The following is a 19,021-nucleotide window of genomic DNA, read 5'->3' on the forward strand; positions in this document are numbered from 1 at the left end:
TGGGACAATCCCCTAGAGGAGAAAGCCCTCACCCGCGCCTTCGGCGCGACCTCTCCCGCAAGCGGGAGAGGTTGCAGCGAGCCCGTGGCATGGATCTCGCTTTAGCAAGTGTGCGATCGCATCGATACGCGATCGCAACAGCCTCAGTTCTTGACCGCCGGTATCTCCTCCGCCACCGGCTGCTTCTGACCCTGCTGATACATCGCGAGCGCCTTTTCGAGGGCTTCGCGCAGTGCCAGTGCTGCGGCGACACTGCAACGCAGATGCGCGGTCTGGACCACGTCGACCCTGACGGCAGCGCCGACCGGCATCAACAGGTTTGCGGCAAGCTCGATCTGGATCGCGCCGTTGTGGTGACCGAAGCAGGATGCGCCGTCGAAATAGATGATCGGCGCCCGCTCGGCGCTGGAGGTGGAAATGGTGACGGGCCCCTGGGCGGTCGAGGGCGTTTCGGGGTCGGCCATGGGCGCTCCTTGCAGTTCATCGACGAACGAAGCGCCCAACATCGACGCTTCGGCGCGCCCTGTCGAGACCAAACCGTCCCATGCGGGGCTCATTCGGGATTTTGCGCGAGGCCCGACACTGGTCTAGAAGGTCCCCATGAGCACCACGCCGACCACGCTTGCCTTCGAGGAACTCGCCGAGGCCATCAAGGGCCGCCGCTCCGATTACGGCCATATCAGCGGGCTCCAGCTCGACCGGTTCGCACCTGGCGAGGCTTGGTCCAGCCTGCCCTATCGACCGGTCTTCGTCGGCGACACCGCGACCGGCGTGCTGCATGGCGGCGTCGTCACCGCGATGCTGGACGAGAGCTGCGGCATGGCGGTGCAACTTGCGCTCGACGGCACCCGCGCGATCGCGACCCTGGATCTGCGCATCGACTACCAGAAGCCGGCAACGCCCGGCCTCGACATCAAAGCGCATTCGGTCTGCTACCGCACCACGCGCTCGATCGCCTTCGTGCGCTCCACCGCCTATCAGGAGTCCGAGGACGATCCGGTCGCGACCGCGACCGCCTGCTTCATGATCGGCGCCAACCGCACCAACATGCTCGCCGACCGCCGGATGGATGCGCGCAGCATCCCGACGCTGGAGGCGCCGGAGGATCCGGACGGGCCCTTTGCGCGCAGCCCGTTCGCGCGCGCGCTCGGCATCCGCGTCAACGATGACGGCACGCTGACGATGCCGTTCTCGCCGCAGATCATCGGCAATCCGATCCTGCCGGCGATCCATGGCGGCATGACGGGCGCCTTCCTCGAGACCACCGCCATCATCGGCGTGGCGCGGGAGCTCGGCGCTAGCGCACCGCCCAAGCCGATCGGCCTCACCGTCAACTACTTGCGCTCCGGACGCGCGCTCGACACGTTTGCCGACGTCTCGATCGTGAAGCAGGGCCGACGTATCGTCGCCTTCGAGGCGCGGGCCTGGCAGGACGATGCGACGAGGCCGATCGCCACCGCTTTCGGTCACTTCATGCTGCGCCCGACGCCTGGAAGTGACGAGGAATAAGCCCATTTTGACTTGACGGCCGCAGCTCCGGCCCCAACGATAGCGCGCCTTTCGCCAGAGGAATTGGATTGCGGCATCCGCTCGACATCGTTGCCATGTTCGCCGCACTCTGGCTGCTGGCATCGATGGTGCTCGACACGCTGACGCCGAAGGAGCTGACCGCGATCATGATCGGCATCGCGATCGGCCCGGCCATCGTCATCACCGCCGTGTTCTATTACCTGCGGTGCCCGCGAACGGATTTTGCGGTGATGTTCGCAGCGCTGTGGCTGATCTCCGATATCGCCATCGCCCTCATCTCGCCGAAGCAGCTGCCGCATTTCCTGATCGCGCTCGGCTTCGTGCCGGCGATGCTGATCGGCGTCGTGCTGCACTGGCAGACGTTCACCTCTCCTCGGCGGGGAGAGGTGAACCACCGCGCCGGCTGATATCACCGCGGCAACAGGTTCGTCTTCGCGAGGTCGAGCACCTCGTCACCGCGGCCGTTCATCACCGCGCGGAGCACCCAGAGGCTGAAGCCCTTGATCTGCTCGGCCGTGATGGTCGGCGGCATCGACAGCTCCTGCTTGGCGGTGACGACGTCGAGCAGCGCCGGCCCATTGTGCGCCAGCATCTCTTTCATCGCGCCCGGAAGCTCGCCGGGATCCTCGACGCGCTTGGCAAAGATGCCCATCGCGCGCGCCATCGCGGCGAAATCCGGGTTCTCCAGGTCGACATTTGTGTCGACGAAGCCCGCCGCCTTCATCTCCAGCGCGACGAAGCCGAGCACGCCGTTGTTGAAGACGACCACCTTCACCGGCAGCTTCTCCTGCGTCAGCGTGATCAGGTCGCCCATCAGCATGGTGAAGCCGCCGTCGCCGGAGAGCGAGATGACCTGGCGCCCGGGCTGCGCAGCCTGCGCCCCGATCGCCTGCGGCATGGCATTGGCCATCGAGCCGTGCACGAAGGAGCCGATCAGCCGGCGGCGGCCGTTCATGTCGAGATAGCGCGCCGCCCACACCGTCGGGGTGCCGACATCGGCGGTGAAGACGGCATCGTCGGAGGCATGGTCGCTGATGACCTTGGCGAGATATTGCGGATGGATCGGCTTGGCTCCGGGCGTGCCCTTGGCTAGCGAATCGAGGCCCTCGCGGGCCCTCTTGTAATGCGCGACGGCGTCGTCGAGATGCTTGCGCTGCGTCTTCGTCTTGAGCAGCGGCAGCAGCGCCTCGATGGTGAGCTTGACGTCGCCGACGAGACCGAGATCGATCCTGCAGCGCCGCCCCAGATTCTCCGGGCGGATATCGATCTGCGCGACCTTCGCATCATCAGGGAAGAACTGCTTGTAGGGGAAGTCGGTGCCGAGCATCACCAGTGCATCGCAGGCGTGCATCGCGGCGTAGCCCGAGGAGAAGCCGATGAAGCCGGTCATGCCGACGTCATAGGGGTTGTCGTATTCGACATGCTCCTTGCCGCCGAGCGCGTGCACGATCGGGCTCTTCAGCGCTTCAGCGAGTTGCATCAAAGGCGCATGCGCGCCGGCGCAGCCGCGGCCGCAGAACAGCGTGATGCGCTCGGCGCCGTTGAGGAGATCCGCGAGCGCCTGCAGCTCATCCGCTTGCGGCACGACCTTCGGCGGAGCCAGTGCAAGGCCACGCGTCGTCGACAGCGCGCGCTTCGGAGGACTCCGGAACGCGACATCGCCGGGCATCGCGACGACGGCAACGCCGCGCAAGCCGACCGCCGCGCGAATTGCATTCTCCAGCACGAAAGGCAGCTGGCTCGGGTCCGACACCAGCTCGCAATAATGGCTGCATTCGCGGAACAGGTTTTGCGGATGCGTCTCCTGGAAATAGCCGCCGCCGATCTCGGCGGTCGGGATCTGCGCCGCGATCGCCAGCACGGGAACGCGGCTGCGATGCGCGTCGAACAGGCCGTTGATCAGATGCAGATTGCCGGGGCCGCAGGAGCCCGCGCAGACCGCGAGGCTCCCGGTCATCTCGGCTTCGCCGGCCGCCGCGAAGGCCGCGACCTCCTCGTGCCGGACATGAATCCATTCGATCGTGCCGCGGCGGCGCAGCGCCTCGGTGAGCGCGTTCAGGCTGTCGCCGACGATGCCGTAGATGCGCTTGACCCCGGCCTGTTCGAGCGTTGCCACGAACAGATCGGCCACGTTGTTGATCGCCATGTCGGTCTCCTGATTCAGCCAGTCGCATAACACGATGCGCGCATGTCGGCATCGCGCCACCATATGGCAGAATAGACCAAGTCAGGATTACGGCTAGTTTATTGTCGGCTCAATCTTTCTCAATTGCCCGATCGTAAGCGGCAATTGTCACCTCTGCGCGGGCTGCGACATCTGTTGCCGTCATGCCTGGCTTGTAGAGGCTGGAGCCGAGCCCGAAGGCGGTCACCCCGCCCTTGATGTACTCGACAAAATTCTGGTCGGAGACGCCGCCGACGGCGGCGATCATCACGCCTGCCGGCAGCACGGCACGGATCGCGGCGATGCCGGCAGCGCCGAGCACGCTCGCCGGAAAGAATTTCAGGCCCGACGCGCCCGCGCGCGCCGCCAGCAGCGCCTCGGTCGGCGAGAACACGCCGGGCATGGTCACCATGCGATGCTGATGCGCGCGCGCCAGCACTTCGGTGTCGACATTGGGCGACACCATCAGCCTGCCGCCGACATCGTTGAGACGATCGACATCTGCCGTCGTCAGCACCGTGCCGGCGCCGATCAACACGCCTGATGGCGCGAGCTTCACGGCAAGCGCGATCGAGCGGAACGGATCGGGTGAATTCAGGGGGATCTCGATCGCGGTCATGCCGGCCTCGACCAAGACGCCGACGATCGCTTCGGTCTCCTCAGGCTTGATGCCGCGCAGGATCGCGACCAGCGGCCGCTGCATCGGCGGAAAGGGAACGCTCATCTCTCGCAGTCCTTTCTACTTCGTCCAGATCGCGGCTGCCGCCATCGACAGGCCGCGGCGGACGGCTTCATCCGCATCGACCGGATTTGCGGTTACCGAGAGCGCCTCGAATGCCAGCCGATACAGCACCGCAAGCCGCCCCGCGGCAATCAGCTGGACGCCCGCTTGCGGCACCGTGCCGGAGAGGCCCGCCGCCAGCTCGACGCCGACCAACGTGCCCGACAGCGTCTCGCGCGCCGCGGCCGGCGTGCCGCCGAACAGAAGCTGGCGCGACCGCGCGGTGAACAGCAGGTTGGCGGCGAAGGCCGGGGCGGCGAATGCGGCCTTCACGGCCGCCTTGAAGCTCGCGATGTCTTCGGCGTCATCAGCACCGGCGACTGCGAGCGACAGGATCGTCTCGCGCGAGACAGCGCTGAACAGCTCGCCGGTCATGAAGGTGGAAAAGCGCTCGACCGTGCCGTCCTTCACCCGAACCCATTTCGAATGCGTGCCGGGCATGCAGACCAGCGCCTCGCCCGCGGCATCGAGGCCGAGCGCGCCGAGCAACTGCGTCTCCTCGCCGCGCATGACGTCCGGCGCCTTGGCATCGCGCTGGGCGATACCCGGCAGGATGCGGATGTCGCACGCTTCGCCAGGGACACGCACGGCCTGTTGCAGGACGGCGGAGAGCCGTGCCGGCGTGTCGACATAGCCGGCCTCGACCCAGCCGGTCTTGGCACCGGCCATGCCGCAGACCAGAACCGGCAGATGCGCGGGCGCTTCGACCGCGGCCAGATGCGCTTGCAGCACCGCGGGAAAGCCGGTCTTCGCCGCCGCCAGCATGCCTTCGCCGCTGCGGCGCTCGGCCAGCACCTGACCGGCGCGATCGACCAGCCAGAGCCGGAAGCTGCTGGTGCCCCAGTCCACCGCGACATAGGCGGGTTCGGTCATTTCAAGTCTCGTCCTCGTCTCATGGCCAAGACGCCGTCTCGCGACATATGAGACGATGTCCGGCAGGCTCCCGTCGAGATACCGGCTATTGCGCGGGCAAACCAGCCTTTTCTCTTGAATTTGAGGCTTCGCCGCGCTGGCACACCGCTTGCTGACACTTCGTCACTCAACTCCGTCAACGCGCGACAAGACGCGTCAACATCAGATGAGGAAACCCATGGAGATCGGCTATTTCACGATGCCCTCGCATCCGCCGGAGTGCGGCCTCAAGGAAGGCAACGACTGGGACCTGCAGGTCATGCGCTGGCTCGACGAGCTTGGCTACCAGGAGGCCTGGGTCGGCGAGCACCACACCGCGCCTTGGGAACCCAATCCCACGCCGGACCTCTTGATCGCGCAGGCCTTGATGCAAACCAAGAAGCTTCGCATCGGACCGGGCGGCTTCCTGTTGCCCTATCACCACCCGGCCGAGCTCGCCAACCGCGTCGCGATGCTCGACCATCTCTCCGAAGGCCGGCTCAATTTCGGCGTGGCGGCGAGCGGGCTACCGAGCGACTGGGCGATGTTCAACGTCGACGGCATGAGCGGGCAGAACCGCGACATGACACGCGAGGCGCTGGAGATCATCCTGAAGCTGTGGACCGAGCCTGCACCCTTCACCCACAAGGGGAAGTACTGGACGGTGACCAAGCCGGACACGATGTTCGACTTCCTCAAGCCTCATATCAAGCCGCTGCAGGCGCCGCATCCGCCGATCGGCGTTGCTGGCCTTTCCAAGAACTCGGACACGCTGAAGCTCGCCGGCGAGCGCGGCTTCATCCCGATGAGCCTCAACCTCAACCCGGCCTATGTCTCGAGCCATTGGGACTCGGTCGAGATCGGGGCGGCCAAGACCGGCCGCAAGCCAAACCGCCAGGACTGGCGCCTGGTGCGCGAGGTATTCGTCGCCGACACCGACGAAGAGGCCTGGAAGCTCTCGACCGGCGACATGATGGGCCGAATGATGAGCGAGTACTTCCTGCCGTTGCTCGGGCATTTCGGCTTCAAGGACTATCTGAAGCACGCGCCCGATGTGCCAGACAGCGACGTCACGGTCGAATATTGCGCCAAGCGGAACTGGATCGTCGGCTCGCCCGCGACGGTCGCCGAGAAGATCGAGAAGATCTACGACGAGGTCGGCGGCTTCGGCGTGCTACTCGTGTTCGGCTTCGACTACAAGCACAAGGCCGAGGCCTGGCACCACTCGCTCTCGCTGCTGAAGAACGAGGTGATGCCGCGCCTTGCGCATCTCGGCTCCGCGAAGAAGGCGGCTTGACGCAAGCATGATCCGGAAAAGTGCATAGCGGTTTTCCGAAGAGATCATGCTAGACTCTTGGCGCCGGGTGCGGCGCGATCGTGCCGCACCCGCTTCTATTCTGGGAGATTTCCGCGTGACGGTGGACGCGAAGGACTTCAAGCAGGCGATGCGCCAATGTGCCGGCGCGGTAGCGCTGGTCACGGTGGGCGCCGAGCACGGCAGGCGCACGGGGCTGACGGTGACCTCGGCCTGCTCGTTGTCGGACAAGCCGCCCTCGCTGATCGTCTGCGTCAACCGCAACGCCAGCGCCCATGCCCGCATCCGGGAGGAAGGTGCTTTCGCCATCAACTTCTTGCATGAGGATCACGCGCTGCTCGCCCTCACCTTCAGCGGCCAGAAGGGCGTCGACGGCGACGATCGCTTCGCCTTCGGGCAATGGACGCGTGGCGTGACCGGCGCACCGGTGCTGGCGGACGCGGTGGCCGCGTTCGACTGCGTGCTGGCGCAGGAGTTCGAGACAACGACGCATTCGATCTTCGTCGGCGAGGTCCGCAGCGCCTCGCATTCCGCTGCCGTCACGCCGCTCGTGTACTTGCGCAGCAATTTCCACACGCCACGAGAACTCCGCGAGAACGTGACGATCGGCGATCTCGACGCACGACATCTGAGCTGGACGGATTTTTCGTAGGACGAGTGCTCGCTTTCTTCCTTCTCCCCTTGTGGGAGAAGGTGGCGCCAAGCGCCGGATGAGGGGTATCTCTCTGCAAACTCACCAGAGTCATACGCGGAGAGAGACCCCTCACCCGTCTCGCCGCGGCGCGGCGAGCCACCCTCTCCCACAAGGGGAGAGGGGAAGAAAGAGCTACTGCGTCGTCTCGATCTTCAGCTGCTTGATCTTGCGATAGAGCGTCGCGCGGCTGAGCTTCAGTGCGCGCGCGGCTTCCGTCACGCGGCCATCATGCTTACGTAGCGCCGCGACAATCGTCGCACGCTCGGCTGCTTCGAGATCAGGCTCCGTCGGTCCGCCAAACGGCGGCAGATCGAGATCGGCATCGGTGATGACGCCATCTTCCGCCGTGCAGCCGGCGAGCCGCAGCACGTGGCGGAGCTGGCGCATGTTGCCGGGGAACGGGTAGGCCGCGAGCTGCGACCATGCCTCCTCCGAGAGCCGGCAGCTCGGCGCCTCCTCCCGCGCGATCTGGCGGATAATGTCGTCGCGGTCGGCGCGCTCGCGCAAGGCGGGCAGGCGCACTTCGATGCCGCGCAGGCGAAAATAGAGGTCGGCGCGGAAGGCCCCCGCTTCCGCCATGCGGCCGAGATCGCGATGCGTGGCGCTGATCAGGCGAATATCGACGGTGACGGGCTTGAGCGCGCCGAGCGGCCAGACCTCGCGGTTTTCCAGAACGCGCAACAGGCGCGTCTGCAAGCCGATCGGCATGTCGCCGATCTCGTCGAGGAACAGCGTACCGCCGTCGGCCTGCACGATCAGGCCCTTCGAACCCTCGCGCCGCGCGCCGGTGAAGGCGCCCGCCTCGTAGCCGAACAGCTCGGCGTCGATCAGGCTTTCCGGCATCGCCGCGCAATTGAGCGCGACATAATTGTTGCGCGCGCGGTTGCTCGCACCGTGAATAGCCCGCGCGAACACGTCCTTGCCGACGCCGGTCTCGCCATGCAGCAGCACCGGCAGATTGTGATCGCCGATGCTCCGCAGCCGTTTGACGCTTCGGATCAGGCCGGGGTCGCGGCCGGCGAGCCGGTGCAACGCATCAAAGCGATCGACTTGCGCATCGCGGCGCGGCGCATGCGATCTCGCACGCAGGGGCGGAGCAACATGCCCCTGCCCCAACGGACGGCCGTCGCCATGGCGCAGCTCGACGATCTCGCCGCTGCCACGCGCAGCGTGATGGTCGAACTTGAGATAGCGCGACAGGTCGATGCCGGAGGCGATCATGCCGTCGGTGAGGCCGAGCAGCGCACGCACCGAGCGGCAGGCCCCGACGATACGGCGGTCGTCATCATAGGCGACGAGGCCGCTGCCGCCGTCACCGGGCACGGTGGCGATCCAGGCATTGCGGAAATGCCCGCGGAAGATCGCACCCTCCATCCGCCGCGTCGCCTCCATCGTCACCGCGAGTGCAAGCTGATGCGCGGCGCGCTCCAGATCCTCACGGCAGGAGGTGATGTTGACGGCACCGGCGAGCCGGCCGACCGGATCGAACAGCGGCGCCACCGCGCAGGAGAACATGTGCCATTGCGCCCGAAAATGCTCGTCGCGATGCACCAGGATCGGCTTCTGCTCGGCCAGCGCGGTGCCGAGCCCATTGGTGCCCTCGCAAGCCTCGGCGAAGTTCGAGCCGGTGTAGATCTTCCAATCCAGAAACATCCTTGCATCGGCTTCGCCCGGCAGACGGCTGAACAGCATGGTCGCGTTGACATCGGCGAGATTGACGCAGTAGCCGGCGTCGTGCAGCACACGGGCGAGATCGTCGAGTTCGGGCGTGACGAGCCGGATCGTCTCCTCCATCGGCTCGGCGACATGGCGGATTTCGGCTTCGGTGAGCGTCTGCGGTGGGCCCTGGCGGGCGGGATCGAGCTTGTGGTTGACGAGGCAGCGCCGCCAGGAACTCGCAATCCGCGAGGAGGCATCGACGTCGGCCACATGATTGGCGACGGACAAGACACGGGCGACATGGTTCGAGGCCGAGAGGCTGGCCATCGCGGACGTCTCCACCCTGTATTATTGTGCAAAGTCTGGCAGCAAGGGCGGGGATGTCAATCGGGAACCGGGAAAGCAGCTATTGCTGCACCGCCCTCACCACGTGTCGATGCACGGCCGCTTCTTCGCCGTCCTCGGCTCGGGCTTCGGCACCGTGCGCAAGCCCGCCATGATCCAGCGCCGCGTCTCGGCCGGGTCGATGACGTTGTCGATCTCGAACACGGAGGCGATCGAGACCGCCTTGCCGTTGGCATAGAGCTCGGCGACCTTGTTGCGGTAATAGGTCTCGCGCTCCTCGGGATCGGCGATCGCCTCCATCTCCTTGCGGAAGCCGAGGCGGACGTAGCCCTCCAGGCCCATGCCGCCGAACTCCCCGGTCGGCCAGGCCGCGGTGAAGAACGAGGCGTGGAAGCCGCCGCCGATCATCGATTGTGCGCCGAGACCATAGCCCTTGCGCAGCACGATGCCGAACAGCGGCACGGTGAGGCTGGCGCCGGTCACGAACATGCGTGAGACGTGGCGCACGATCGCGGTCTTCTCCGCCTCGGGGCCGACCATGAAGCCGGGCGTGTCGCACAGCGAGACAACAGGCAGATCGAAGGCGTCGCAGAGCTGGAGGAAACGCGCAGCCTTGTCGCCGGCATCGGCATCGATTGCGCCGCCGAGATGGCGCGGATTGTTGGCAATCAGGCCGAACGGCTTGCCTTCGATTCGGATGAGCGCGGTGATCATGCCGACGCCGTAGTCGCGGCGCAGCTCCAGCACGGAATCCTTGTCGGCGACGAGGTCGATCACGCTGCGGATGTCATAGACGCGCAGGCGGTTCTCGGGGATGGCGCGGCGGAGCAGGCGCTGGTCAGCAGCCTCCCAATCCGCCACCGCACCCTGGAAATAGGACAGATATTTTTGCGCGACGCGGGTCGCTTCCTCCTCGTCCTCGACCAGGATGTCGATGACGCCGTTCGGCGACTGGAATGATACGGGGCCGACCTCGGCCGGATGATAGACACCGAGGCCGCCGCCCTCGATCATGGCAGGACCGCCCATGCCGATCGAAGCGTTCTTGGTGGCGATGATGACATCGCAGCAACCGAGCATCGCGGCGTTGCCGGCGAAGCAATAGCCGGAAACAACGCCGACGACAGGCACAAGGCCCGAGAGCCGCGCGAACTGCACGAAGGACGGCCCGTCGAGGCCGGTCATGCCGAGCCGGTCGGTGTCGCCGGGCCGGCCGCCGCCGCCTTCGGCATAGAACAGCAGCGGCACGCGCCAGTCTTCCGCCAGCGTCAGCATGCGGTCGATCTTCTTGTGGTTCATGTGGCCCTGCGTGCCCGCGAGCACGGTGTAGTCATAGGCGACGACGATGCAGCGCGCGCCTTCGGGCCCGAACTTCTCGGCATTGACCGTGGCGACTCCCATGACAAGGCCGTCCGCCGGCGTGTTCTTGATGAGATCGTCGAGCTTGCGACGGCGGCGCTGCGCCGCGATCGCGAGACTGCCGTACTCCATGAACGAGCCGTCGTCGACGAGCTGGGCGACGTTCTCGCGCGCGGTGCGCTGGTTGGTGTTGCGGCGGCGCTCGACCGCAGCGGGGCGGTTCTCGTCGAGCGTGTTGGCCTGGCGGGCGATCAGCTCGGCAAGATCGGGACGGATATGGTCGAGATCGATGTCGGCTTCTGCCGTTGTGCTGTCGGCGGCGACATCGAGCGGCTCGAGATAGAGGATCGGCTCGCCATGCATCAGCGTGACGCCGTCACCTGCGACGAGTTTTGTCACCCGCCCGCCCTGCTCGGCCATGACGAGGTGCTCCATCTTCATGGACTCGATCACGGCGAGTTGCTGGCCGGGGCGGACGATCTCGCCTTTCTTCACCTGGATGGTGACGATGGTTCCCTGCAAGGGGGCCGCGACCATCACCGTGCCTTCGGGTACGGCTGGCGCGACGTGCACCTCCGCGCTGTGACCGGCGCCGCGCTCTGCCGCGGCGAAGTAAAGCGGCTTGGCGGCACCATCCGATGCTTCCACGAGCCTGGCAATGTTGCGGTCGATGAAATCAGTCGCGATGCGGTTGGTCCTGAAATCGGGATGCGCGAGCACCGACTGGAGGAAGGCAATATTGGTGACGACGCCATCTATCCGGAACTCGCGTAGCGCACGCAAGGCTTTCGCGACGACGTCATGCCAGGCCTCGCTCGGCGTGTGCACGATCACCTTGGCAAGCAGCGAGTCGAAGGCCGCGCTGGTCTTGTAGCCGGCATAGCCGAAACTATCGACGCGCACGCCGGGGCCCGACGGCGGCTCGAACACGGCGAGCACGCCGCCGGTCGGATGCGTGGCGCCTGACACGTCCAGCGTTTCCATGTTGACGCGAAGCTGCATGGCATGGCCGCGCGGCTTCGGGATCGACGCCTGCGCTAGACCGAGCGAGCTCAATGTGCTGCCTGCGGCGACCGCGAGCTGGGCGCGGACGAGATCGACGCCGAGCACCTCTTCGGTCACGGTGTGTTCGACCTGGAGACGCGGGTTGGCCTCGATGAAGGCAAAGCTTTCCTCGGCGGTTCCGTCGACCAGAAACTCGAACGTGCCGAGATTATCGTAAGACGCGGCGCCCGCCAGCTGCTTTGCCGCTTCGATGATGCGGCCGCGCAGGGCATCGCTCAATGACGGGCTCGGCGCCACCTCGATCAGCTTCTGGTGGCGGCGCTGGATGGTGCATTCGCGTTCCCAGAGATGGGAGATCGCACCATGGCGGTCGCCGATGATCTGGACCTCGATGTGGCGCGCCTGCCGGATCAGCCGCTCGGCATAGACGCCCTCGAAGCCGAACGCCGCCTTGGCCTCGGATTGGCAGCGCGCATAGGCTTCCGAAAGATCGGACGCGTTCTCCACCACGCGCATGCCGCGGCCGCCACCGCCCGCCATCGCTTTGATCACGATCGCAGCATTGCTGCCGAGCGAGGTGAAGAATGCCGTGATCTCCTCGAGACTCGACGGCCCGCTGGTGCCGGCAATGATCGGCACGCCGCAGCGTTTGGCCAGCTGACGTGCCGCAACCTTGTCGCCGAACAGCTCGAGCGCAGCCGGTTTCGGCCCGACGAAGGTGATTCCGGCGTCGGCGCAGGCTTTCGCGAATGCCGCGTTCTCGCTGAGGAAGCCATAGCCGGGATGCACGGCATCGCAAGCTGCGCTCTTGGCCGCCATCACCACGGCCTCGATGTCGAGATAGGCCCGTGCGCCGCGGCCGGGGATCTCGATCGCCTCGTCCGCAACGCGCCCGTGCAGCGACAGCGCATCGTCGGCGGGATGGATGGCGACCGTCGCAATGCCGGCATCGGCCGCCGCCCGTGCGATGCGGATGGCGATCTCGCCGCGATTGGCGATCAGGAGCTTCTTGAACGACATCGTCTCTCTCACTGGACGGCAGGAGGATTTGGAATGAGGTCCTGCTTCCTGACCTTGCCCGTTGCCGTCAATGGCAGCGCATCGATAATGCGGACTTCCGGAACCTTGTAGACGGCCATGCGCTCGGCGCACCAGGCGCGCAGTTCCTGTTCTGAGACCGTACCGATCGCTTCCGGCTTGAGCTGGATGTAAGCAACCGGCACCGGGCCCTTGTCCGGATCATCACGGCCGATCACGCCCGAGCCCAGCACCTTCGGATGCTGCCCCAGCAACGCCTCGATCTCCGGCGGAAACACGCTCATGCCCTTGACCTTCAGCATCTCCTTGCGCCGGCCGAGGAAGTGCAGAAAGCCGTCTTTGTCGATGGTGCCGATATCGCCGGTGCGCAACCAGCCGTCGACGAGCGATTCCGCCGTCGCCTCGGGCTTGTTCCAGTAGCTCTTGAGCAGCGACGGCGTACGCACGCGGATCTCGCCTTCGGCTCCCAGCGGCAGCAGCGCACCGGTCTCGAAATCGGTGATCTTGAACTCGGCGCCGGGGACCGGCAGGCCGACGAAGATCGGCTGGCTGTTGAGGTCGAAATCCCCGTCCTGAAAGCCAGCGGTGAAAGTATTGGAAGTGTGGGTCTCGGTCATGCCCCAGGCCGCCTCCATCAGGATCGTGCCGGTGAGATCCTTCCAGCGCCTGCGATAGCCGGCGTTGAGCTTCTTGACGAAGGAGACCACGCGCACCTGTTGCAGCGACGACAGGTCGAACTCGCTCCAGCGCGGATGGTCCATCATCTCGACCGCGCTGTCGACCGGCATCGCCGTCATCGTGACCTTATACTTGTCGATCGCCGCCATCGCGCCGACAGCGTCCCAGCGCGCGAGCAGAACCAGCGTGCCGCCCGAGAACAGCGGGAAGATCAGACCGGAATTCTCGCCAGCAATCCAGAACTCCGGAAAGAACGACAGGAACACGCTGCTCTCATCCGAGGGAAACGAGATGCCGTAATTGGCGGCGGCCGTGTAGACCATATCGCGATGGGTATGGACGCAACCCTTGGGCATGCCGGTGGTGCCGCCGGTGTAATTGAGCGCGGCGACATCATCGAGGTGAGGCGGCGGCAGCGGGGTCGGTGCGGGCAGTGCCGCGAGCGCCGGCAGGAGATCAGTTGCGCCGGAGACCGCAACGCGCGGCGTGCGGATCGAGTCCGGCGCGGGAAACGCAGGCGCCGCCGGCACGACGTCGGCGAAGCTGGTGACGATGATCTCGCGCAGTTGCACCTCGCCGCGGACCTGATCAACGATAGGCATGAGCTGGTCGAGCGCGACGATCACCTCGGCCTCGGTGTCGTTGAGCTGGTAGGACAATTCGAACGCGCGCGACAGCGGGCTGATGGGGACGTGGATCGCGCCGAGCTTCAGGATACCGAAGAACACGACGTGGAATTGCGGGCAGTTCGGCAGGAAGACGGCGACGCGATCGTCCTTGCGCACGCCCTTTGCCTGCAACAGCGCCGCAAAGCGATCGCTCTTCTGATCGAGATCGGCATAGGTGGTCACATGCCCGTAGAAGATCACCGCGGGCCGCTCCGGACTCCGCTTTGCCCAGGTGCGCAGATATTCCGTCAGGGGAACTTCGCCGTGCAGATAGTTCGGCGAGCGCGGCAGGCCCTTCGGCCAGGCCTTGTCCCACAGGCCGCGCAAGGTGGCGAGGTAGTCATTCTCGTCGAGGCCCGTGTTCATGACGTCCTTCCCGTGTTGCTTTTCCTTTCGCGAGGGACGCAAGGCAGCATCGCTCGACCTCGTTACACGTCGAGCACCACAGAGTTGATGTCAAGGAAAACAGTTTTCCGCAGCACGGCCGATGCCGCGGCGCGGAAAAACCGGAGGTTACGCCGCGACGAGACGAATGATCCGTCGCACGGCAGATGGGATCGGGGCGATGATTGGCGCCGCGAACATCGGCTGAAGCTCGCGCGCCGCTTCAGCCAGCGGCCCGCCGCCGATGATGACCGCTTCCGCTCTGTCTCGCACAATGCAGGCCTCAACCGCGCCGGCGAGCGCTGCGCGCAGCTGCGCCGGATCGCGCATCAGCTCTTGCGGATCGCCGTCGGCGAAGCGCGTGCCCGTGTAGCTCGCGCGCAAGCCCAGCGTATCAGGCAATGCATCGATCTTCGCTTTCAGCAACGGCGTCGTGGTCGCCACGCCGAACCGGCGACCGTTCCCGGCGGCTTCCAGCATCGCGGATTCGCCGATGCCGACGGCGGGCAGCTTCATCGCCGCCTTGATCCCGGCGAGACCGGGATCACCGAATGCCGACACGATGACGCCGTCGCACTCGCCGCCACGGAGACGCGCGATCTCCTCGACCTCCAGCGCAGCCGCCTCCAGCGCGTCCGCCGAGACGATCATTGTGGGCGCACGCGTTGCCGTGGCGCCGACGATGTCGAAACCATCGGCGGCAGCGGACCTTGCGATCGCCACCATCATCGTGGTGGTCGCCTCGTTGCTGTTCGGATTGATCAGGAGGATGCGCGCGCGTCGATCGGAGTTCTGGCCCATCCTCCCGTCATACTAAGCCGCCCGCACGCCCGCAACGAAGGCGCTGACCTCGTCCTGCAGTGATTGCAGCTTGTGCGTCAGCCTGCCGCTCGATTGCAGCACGAGGCCGGCGGCCTGTCCGGTCTCGGCGGTCGCATCGGTGACGCCGGAGATGTTGTGCGAGACCTGGTCGGTGCCGGAGGCCGCCTCCTGCACGCTGTGCGCGATCGCCTTCGTCGCGGCGCCCTGCTCCTCGACCGCGGCGGCGATCGACGAGGAGATCTCGTTGACCTCCATGATGGTGGCGCGGATGCTCTCGATGTTGCCGACGACCTGATTGGTCTCGGCCTGGATCGCGGTGATCTGCGCGCCGATCTCGTCGGTCGCCTTCGCGGTCTGGCTCGCCAGCGACTTCACTTCGCTCGCGACCACCGCAAAGCCCTTGCCGGCCTCGCCCGCGCGCGCCGCCTCGATGGTGGCGTTGAGCGCGAGCAGATTGGTCTGCGAGGCGATCTGGTTGATGAGGTCGATGACCTCGCCGATCTTGTGCGCGGCGGCGGCAAGGCCCTGCACGGTATCGTTGGTGCGCTGGCCGTCGGCGGCGGCCTTGTCGGCCACTGTCGCGGCCTGTGCCACGCGCTGACTGATCTCGGCGATCGAGGCTGACAATTCGCCCGCGGCGGAGGCCACCGTCTGCACGTTGCTCGAGGCCTGCTGGCACGCGGTGGCGACGAAGCTCGCACGGTCGCTCGCCTTGTTCGCGGTTTCCGACATGCCCTGCGCGGCCTGCTGCATCGCGCGGGCCTCGTCGAACACGTCGCGAACGACGGCCTGGACGCTCGCCTCGAACTTGCCGGCGAGATCGGTCATGGTCTTGCGTTTCTCCTCGTCTGCCTTCTGCTTCAGCTCCTGCTGCTCGGCATGCATCCGGCTCACCGCCGATGCATTGTCCTTGAACACGGCGAGCGCCTTGGCGAGGCCGCCGACCTCGTCGCGGCGGTCGGTGTAGGGCACGTCGAAGGCGCTGTCGCCGGCGGCAAGGCGCTCGGTCAGCGTGGTGATCCGGGCCAGCGGCCGGGTGACGCTGCGGCCGATCAGGAAGGAGGCGCCGAGCACCACGACCAGCACAGCGAGACAAATATAGGCGAAGGTCATCGCGTTCTGGCGGAAGGCGGCATCGACGTCGTCCAGATAGATGCCGGTGCCGATGATCCAGCCCCAGGGCGCAAAGCCCTTCACATAGGAGATTTTCCCGACCGGCTGGTCGAAGCCGGGCTTCGGCCAGAGGTAGCCGTAGAAGCCCGCACCCTGCTTGTTGACGACGTCAACGAAGCCCATGAACAGCGCATTGCCGGCGGGATCCTTCATCCCGGAGAGATCCTTGCCGTCGAGCTCGGGCCTGATCGGATGCATGACCATCTTGGGGGTCATGTCGTTGATCCAGAAATACTCGACCTTGTCGTAGCGCAGGCTCTTGATTTCAGCCATGGCGCCGGCCTGCGCCTGCTCGCGCGAGAGCTTTCCTTCGCTCTCGAGCTTCTGGAAATGCGCCAGGATGCCATAGCCGATATCGACCATGTGCTGCGTCTTGGCCTGGCGGTCGGCGACCATCTGCGCGCGCAGGGTGGAAAGGGCGATCGGGGCCAGCGCGATCATGCCGAGGAGGCTGATGCCGACAATCAGGACCAGCTTGAAACTGATGCGGGAGAAAATCATCGGTGCTCACAGGAATTGGAAGGGCTGATATGCCAGATTATCCCGTGTCCCTTAGCAAAGCTTTAAGGCATCCGGGTTCCCGAAACCCCGGAATTTCGCGGAGAGCGATGCCGACACGCTCGTATGGCCACGAAACAAGCGAGACCGACCTCATCCGAGATACGAAATCTTCCAATCTAGAACACCTCGACATCGCCTCTCCGCGCGTTGACTTGGAGAGCTCTCTGGCAGAACGATCGGCGCAGATCATCCGCGCCAGCGCTGGCGTGAGCGCAGCCGGAGGCCAGAGGCACAATGCATCGATCGACATCTACGAGGCCCGTCGACCTTGCTGCGCTGAGCGCAGCGGAGCGGCTCTTCATTTGGGGATTCCGGGCGAAGGCTCGTAGCGGAAGCGCCGTGCCGACGGCGGCCGATATCCAGCAGGTGTACGACCATTTTCGCGTCGGCGATGCCGTGCTGTCGCTGGATTCCATCATCGAGATCTTTGCCTGCACCGCGCATACCGCGATCGAAGTGCACTGCCCCACCTGTCCGCGCATGTCCGACAGCGAGCGCGGAATCTTGCGCGCGATTGCCGCGGCCCAGCAGGACCGCGTCGATGTCGCGCGCGAGCAGTTCGAGCGCTGGCTGCCGCCGATCGGCGCCGATTGGGCGCTCGCGCCGGTCCTGGGGCTTGCGACGATCTTCCGCATGGCCGGCCTCGTCCTGCCCGACCGGCACGAGCCTTCTGTCGCGCATGACGGAATTTCGGCGATGAAGAGCTGGTTCGTCGGCAGCGCGACGTTGCATTGACGCGATCGTTCACGATGCTGGCCAATTGCGATTCTGCGCCGACGTCGGACGCGGGCGAGCCGCTGCTCTGTCCACTCCAAGACGCGTTTGCGACCCGGCCGGACATCGACAGCTACGATGATTTTTCCCGCCTCGCGCTGGCGCTGCTCCGCTTCATCGGAGCGGCCTATGCGACCGGCGCATCGGATTGCTGGGAAGCGGCCTATCGCTTTGCCGAGGAAGCGCCCGGCATTGCCGACAGCCCGCTGCTGGTCGCGCGGGCCGCAGCCCTCGTCCGAATCCTGCGCAGCGGCCGGCCCTGCGAGCTTTGCTTCATGCCGCCGTCCTGCAGGCGACTTTCCAAGGACGAGGCAGAATTGATGCGGCTGCTCGCCGCCGCGCGCCGCAAGCAGCCGGGCGAGCTCGAATCCATCGTTGGCCGGGTCGTTGGCTCCGGCAAGGAGGATGCGGCGACACGCGCGGTCAACGCGCTCGCGCTGTGCTGACACCTATCCGCCATTCCTGCCGAGCACGAGATCGATCGTGTGCGCGGCGATCTTGCGCAATTGGGGCTCGTCCCCGAAGGCACGCTCGAGCACGGCGAGGCCGCGCGTCACGGTGACGATCTGCAGCGCCGCAGCCGCGGGATTGCCGTCGAACTCGCCCCGCGCCGCGCCAGCGGCCAACGTGTCCTGAAGCAGTGCGGTGATGCGCGAGATCAGGTTCGCAAAAGCCTGGCGCGCGTTGTCGTCGAGCCCCTCGCCTTCGGCGCCGCCGAGCTCCATCAGCCCGCGCGTCGTCGGGCAGCCGCGCGGCGGTGTGCCCGAACGGAAATTGGTGATGGTCAGATCGAAGAACGCGGTGAGGCGCTTGCGCAAGGAACCTGCCCCGAGTGCCTTTTGCAGCTTGGCGAGATAATCCCCCGCGTAGCGTTCATAGGCCTGCAGGAATAGCGCCTCCTTGCTGCCGAAGGCATTGTAGAGACTCCCGCGCTGGACCGCCGCATCGCGCGCAATGTCGGACAGCGAGGTGCCGCGCACGCCCTTGCGCCAGAACTGATCGAACGCAATGCGCAGGACCTCGTCATGATCGAACTCGCGCGGTCTCAAGCTTGGCTCCGCAAAGTATTTGACATGCCGTCAAGAACATGCTTTCTCGACATCGTGTCAAAAACTGATCGAGATTAATAGTCCGTTTTTCTCAATTGGCCGAGCCGGCGGCGTTCACATCGCCGTGTCGG

At 65.7% G+C, this 19,021-nt stretch carries 16 protein-coding genes; 6 read left to right on the forward strand and 10 right to left on the reverse strand.

The window, feature by feature from the left end:
• Window positions 1-143 precede the first annotated feature (143 nt).
• Window positions 144-464: a hypothetical protein gene (locus I6F28_RS27555; protein ID WP_036009675.1), complete on the reverse strand. Its 321-nt coding sequence runs from the start codon at window positions 462-464 to the stop codon at window positions 144-146.
• Window positions 465-600: 136 nt separating this feature from the next.
• Here I6F28_RS27555 and I6F28_RS27560 point away from each other — a divergent pair, with 136 nt between their 5' ends.
• Both I6F28_RS27560 and I6F28_RS27565 read left to right on the forward strand, forming a co-directional pair.
• Window positions 601-1,509: a PaaI family thioesterase gene (locus I6F28_RS27560; protein WP_225126717.1), complete on the forward strand. Its 909-nt coding sequence runs from the start codon at window positions 601-603 to the stop codon at window positions 1,507-1,509.
• 68 nt (window positions 1,510-1,577) lie between these two features.
• Window positions 1,578-1,937: a hypothetical protein gene (locus tag I6F28_RS27565; protein ID WP_225113897.1), complete on the forward strand. Its 360-nt coding sequence runs from the start codon at window positions 1,578-1,580 to the stop codon at window positions 1,935-1,937.
• A 2-nt stretch (window positions 1,938-1,939) separates the two neighbouring features.
• Here the strand turns inward: I6F28_RS27565 and poxB are convergent, their stop codons facing one another.
• The 3 genes from poxB to I6F28_RS27580 all read right to left on the reverse strand — a co-directional run bounded on the left by poxB (window position 1,940) and on the right by I6F28_RS27580 (window position 5,348).
• Window positions 1,940-3,676 (reverse strand): ubiquinone-dependent pyruvate dehydrogenase, encoded by a 1,737-nt coding sequence (poxB, locus tag I6F28_RS27570; RefSeq protein ID WP_225142146.1) that lies wholly within the window; start codon window positions 3,674-3,676, stop codon window positions 1,940-1,942.
• A gap of 109 nt (window positions 3,677-3,785) precedes the next feature.
• Complete coding sequence (locus tag I6F28_RS27575) at window positions 3,786-4,418, reverse strand: 2-dehydro-3-deoxy-6-phosphogalactonate aldolase (RefSeq protein WP_225142147.1); 633 nt, start codon at window positions 4,416-4,418, stop codon at window positions 3,786-3,788.
• Window positions 4,419-4,433: 15 nt separating this feature from the next.
• Complete coding sequence (locus I6F28_RS27580) at window positions 4,434-5,348, reverse strand: 2-dehydro-3-deoxygalactonokinase (protein ID WP_225142148.1); 915 nt, start codon at window positions 5,346-5,348, stop codon at window positions 4,434-4,436.
• Window positions 5,349-5,565: 217 nt separating this feature from the next.
• Here I6F28_RS27580 and I6F28_RS27585 point away from each other — a divergent pair, with 217 nt between their 5' ends.
• Window positions 5,566-6,663 (forward strand): LLM class flavin-dependent oxidoreductase, encoded by a 1,098-nt coding sequence (locus tag I6F28_RS27585; protein WP_157284997.1) that lies wholly within the window; start codon window positions 5,566-5,568, stop codon window positions 6,661-6,663.
• A gap of 115 nt (window positions 6,664-6,778) precedes the next feature.
• On the forward strand, window positions 6,779-7,333 hold the full coding sequence (locus tag I6F28_RS27590; RefSeq protein WP_036009648.1) for a flavin reductase family protein: 555 nt from the start codon (window positions 6,779-6,781) through the stop codon (window positions 7,331-7,333).
• Between the two features lie 174 nt (window positions 7,334-7,507).
• On the opposite strand, the gene I6F28_RS27595 is transcribed toward I6F28_RS27590, so the two are convergent.
• The 5 genes from I6F28_RS27595 to I6F28_RS27615 all read right to left on the reverse strand — a co-directional run bounded on the left by I6F28_RS27595 (window position 7,508) and on the right by I6F28_RS27615 (window position 17,007).
• Entirely contained in the window at window positions 7,508-9,361 is a 1,854-nt protein-coding gene (locus I6F28_RS27595) for a sigma-54-dependent Fis family transcriptional regulator (RefSeq protein WP_225142149.1), read from the reverse strand.
• Window positions 9,362-9,457: 96 nt separating this feature from the next.
• A complete protein-coding gene (locus tag I6F28_RS27600; RefSeq protein ID WP_225142150.1) occupies window positions 9,458-12,763 on the reverse strand; it encodes an acetyl-CoA carboxylase family protein in 3,306 nt (1,101 codons plus the stop codon).
• Between the two features lie 8 nt (window positions 12,764-12,771).
• Window positions 12,772-14,493 carry an AMP-binding protein gene (locus I6F28_RS27605; RefSeq protein WP_225142151.1) on the reverse strand — a complete coding sequence of 574 codons (1,722 nt, stop codon included), beginning with the start codon at window positions 14,491-14,493 and terminating at the stop codon, window positions 12,772-12,774.
• A gap of 147 nt (window positions 14,494-14,640) precedes the next feature.
• On the reverse strand, window positions 14,641-15,312 hold the full coding sequence (locus I6F28_RS27610) for an aspartate/glutamate racemase family protein (protein WP_225142152.1): 672 nt from the start codon (window positions 15,310-15,312) through the stop codon (window positions 14,641-14,643).
• 12 nt (window positions 15,313-15,324) lie between these two features.
• Window positions 15,325-17,007 carry a methyl-accepting chemotaxis protein gene (locus tag I6F28_RS27615; RefSeq protein ID WP_225142153.1) on the reverse strand — a complete coding sequence of 561 codons (1,683 nt, stop codon included), beginning with the start codon at window positions 17,005-17,007 and terminating at the stop codon, window positions 15,325-15,327.
• A gap of 399 nt (window positions 17,008-17,406) precedes the next feature.
• Here I6F28_RS27615 and I6F28_RS27620 point away from each other — a divergent pair, with 399 nt between their 5' ends.
• The gene (locus I6F28_RS27620; RefSeq protein ID WP_225142154.1) at window positions 17,407-17,802 is read left to right on the forward strand and encodes a hypothetical protein; all 396 of its coding nucleotides are present in this window, start codon (window positions 17,407-17,409) and stop codon (window positions 17,800-17,802) included.
• A 14-nt stretch (window positions 17,803-17,816) separates the two neighbouring features.
• On the forward strand, window positions 17,817-18,287 hold the full coding sequence (locus I6F28_RS27625) for a hypothetical protein (protein ID WP_225142242.1): 471 nt from the start codon (window positions 17,817-17,819) through the stop codon (window positions 18,285-18,287).
• A gap of 3 nt (window positions 18,288-18,290) precedes the next feature.
• Here the strand turns inward: I6F28_RS27625 and I6F28_RS27630 are convergent, their stop codons facing one another.
• On the reverse strand, window positions 18,291-18,890 hold the full coding sequence (locus I6F28_RS27630; RefSeq protein ID WP_036009632.1) for a TetR/AcrR family transcriptional regulator: 600 nt from the start codon (window positions 18,888-18,890) through the stop codon (window positions 18,291-18,293).
• Window positions 18,891-19,021 lie beyond the last annotated feature (131 nt).

This window comes from Bradyrhizobium sp. NBAIM14, assembly GCF_020193895.1.
In the GTDB taxonomy this organism is placed as follows: Bacteria; Pseudomonadota; Alphaproteobacteria; order Rhizobiales; family Xanthobacteraceae; genus Bradyrhizobium; species Bradyrhizobium yuanmingense.

Coding starts and splice junctions, on each gene's coding strand:
- I6F28_RS27555 (WP_036009675.1), bottom strand. CDS start 464: ATGGCCGACCCCGAAACGCCCTCGACCGCCCAGGGGCCCGTCACCATT.
- I6F28_RS27560 (WP_225126717.1), top strand. CDS start 601: ATGAGCACCACGCCGACCACGCTTGCCTTCGAGGAACTCGCCGAGGCC.
- poxB (WP_225142146.1), bottom strand. CDS start 3,676: ATGGCGATCAACAACGTGGCCGATCTGTTCGTGGCAACGCTCGAACAG.
- I6F28_RS27575 (WP_225142147.1), bottom strand. CDS start 4,418: ATGAGCGTTCCCTTTCCGCCGATGCAGCGGCCGCTGGTCGCGATCCTG.
- I6F28_RS27580 (WP_225142148.1), bottom strand. CDS start 5,348: ATGACCGAACCCGCCTATGTCGCGGTGGACTGGGGCACCAGCAGCTTC.
- I6F28_RS27585 (WP_157284997.1), top strand. CDS start 5,566: ATGGAGATCGGCTATTTCACGATGCCCTCGCATCCGCCGGAGTGCGGC.
- I6F28_RS27595 (WP_225142149.1), bottom strand. CDS start 9,361: ATGGCCAGCCTCTCGGCCTCGAACCATGTCGCCCGTGTCTTGTCCGTC.
- I6F28_RS27600 (WP_225142150.1), bottom strand. CDS start 12,763: ATGTCGTTCAAGAAGCTCCTGATCGCCAATCGCGGCGAGATCGCCATC.
- I6F28_RS27605 (WP_225142151.1), bottom strand. CDS start 14,493: ATGAACACGGGCCTCGACGAGAATGACTACCTCGCCACCTTGCGCGGC.
- I6F28_RS27610 (WP_225142152.1), bottom strand. CDS start 15,312: ATGGGCCAGAACTCCGATCGACGCGCGCGCATCCTCCTGATCAATCCG.
- I6F28_RS27615 (WP_225142153.1), bottom strand. CDS start 17,007: ATGATTTTCTCCCGCATCAGTTTCAAGCTGGTCCTGATTGTCGGCATC.
- I6F28_RS27625 (WP_225142242.1), top strand. CDS start 17,817: ATGCTGGCCAATTGCGATTCTGCGCCGACGTCGGACGCGGGCGAGCCG.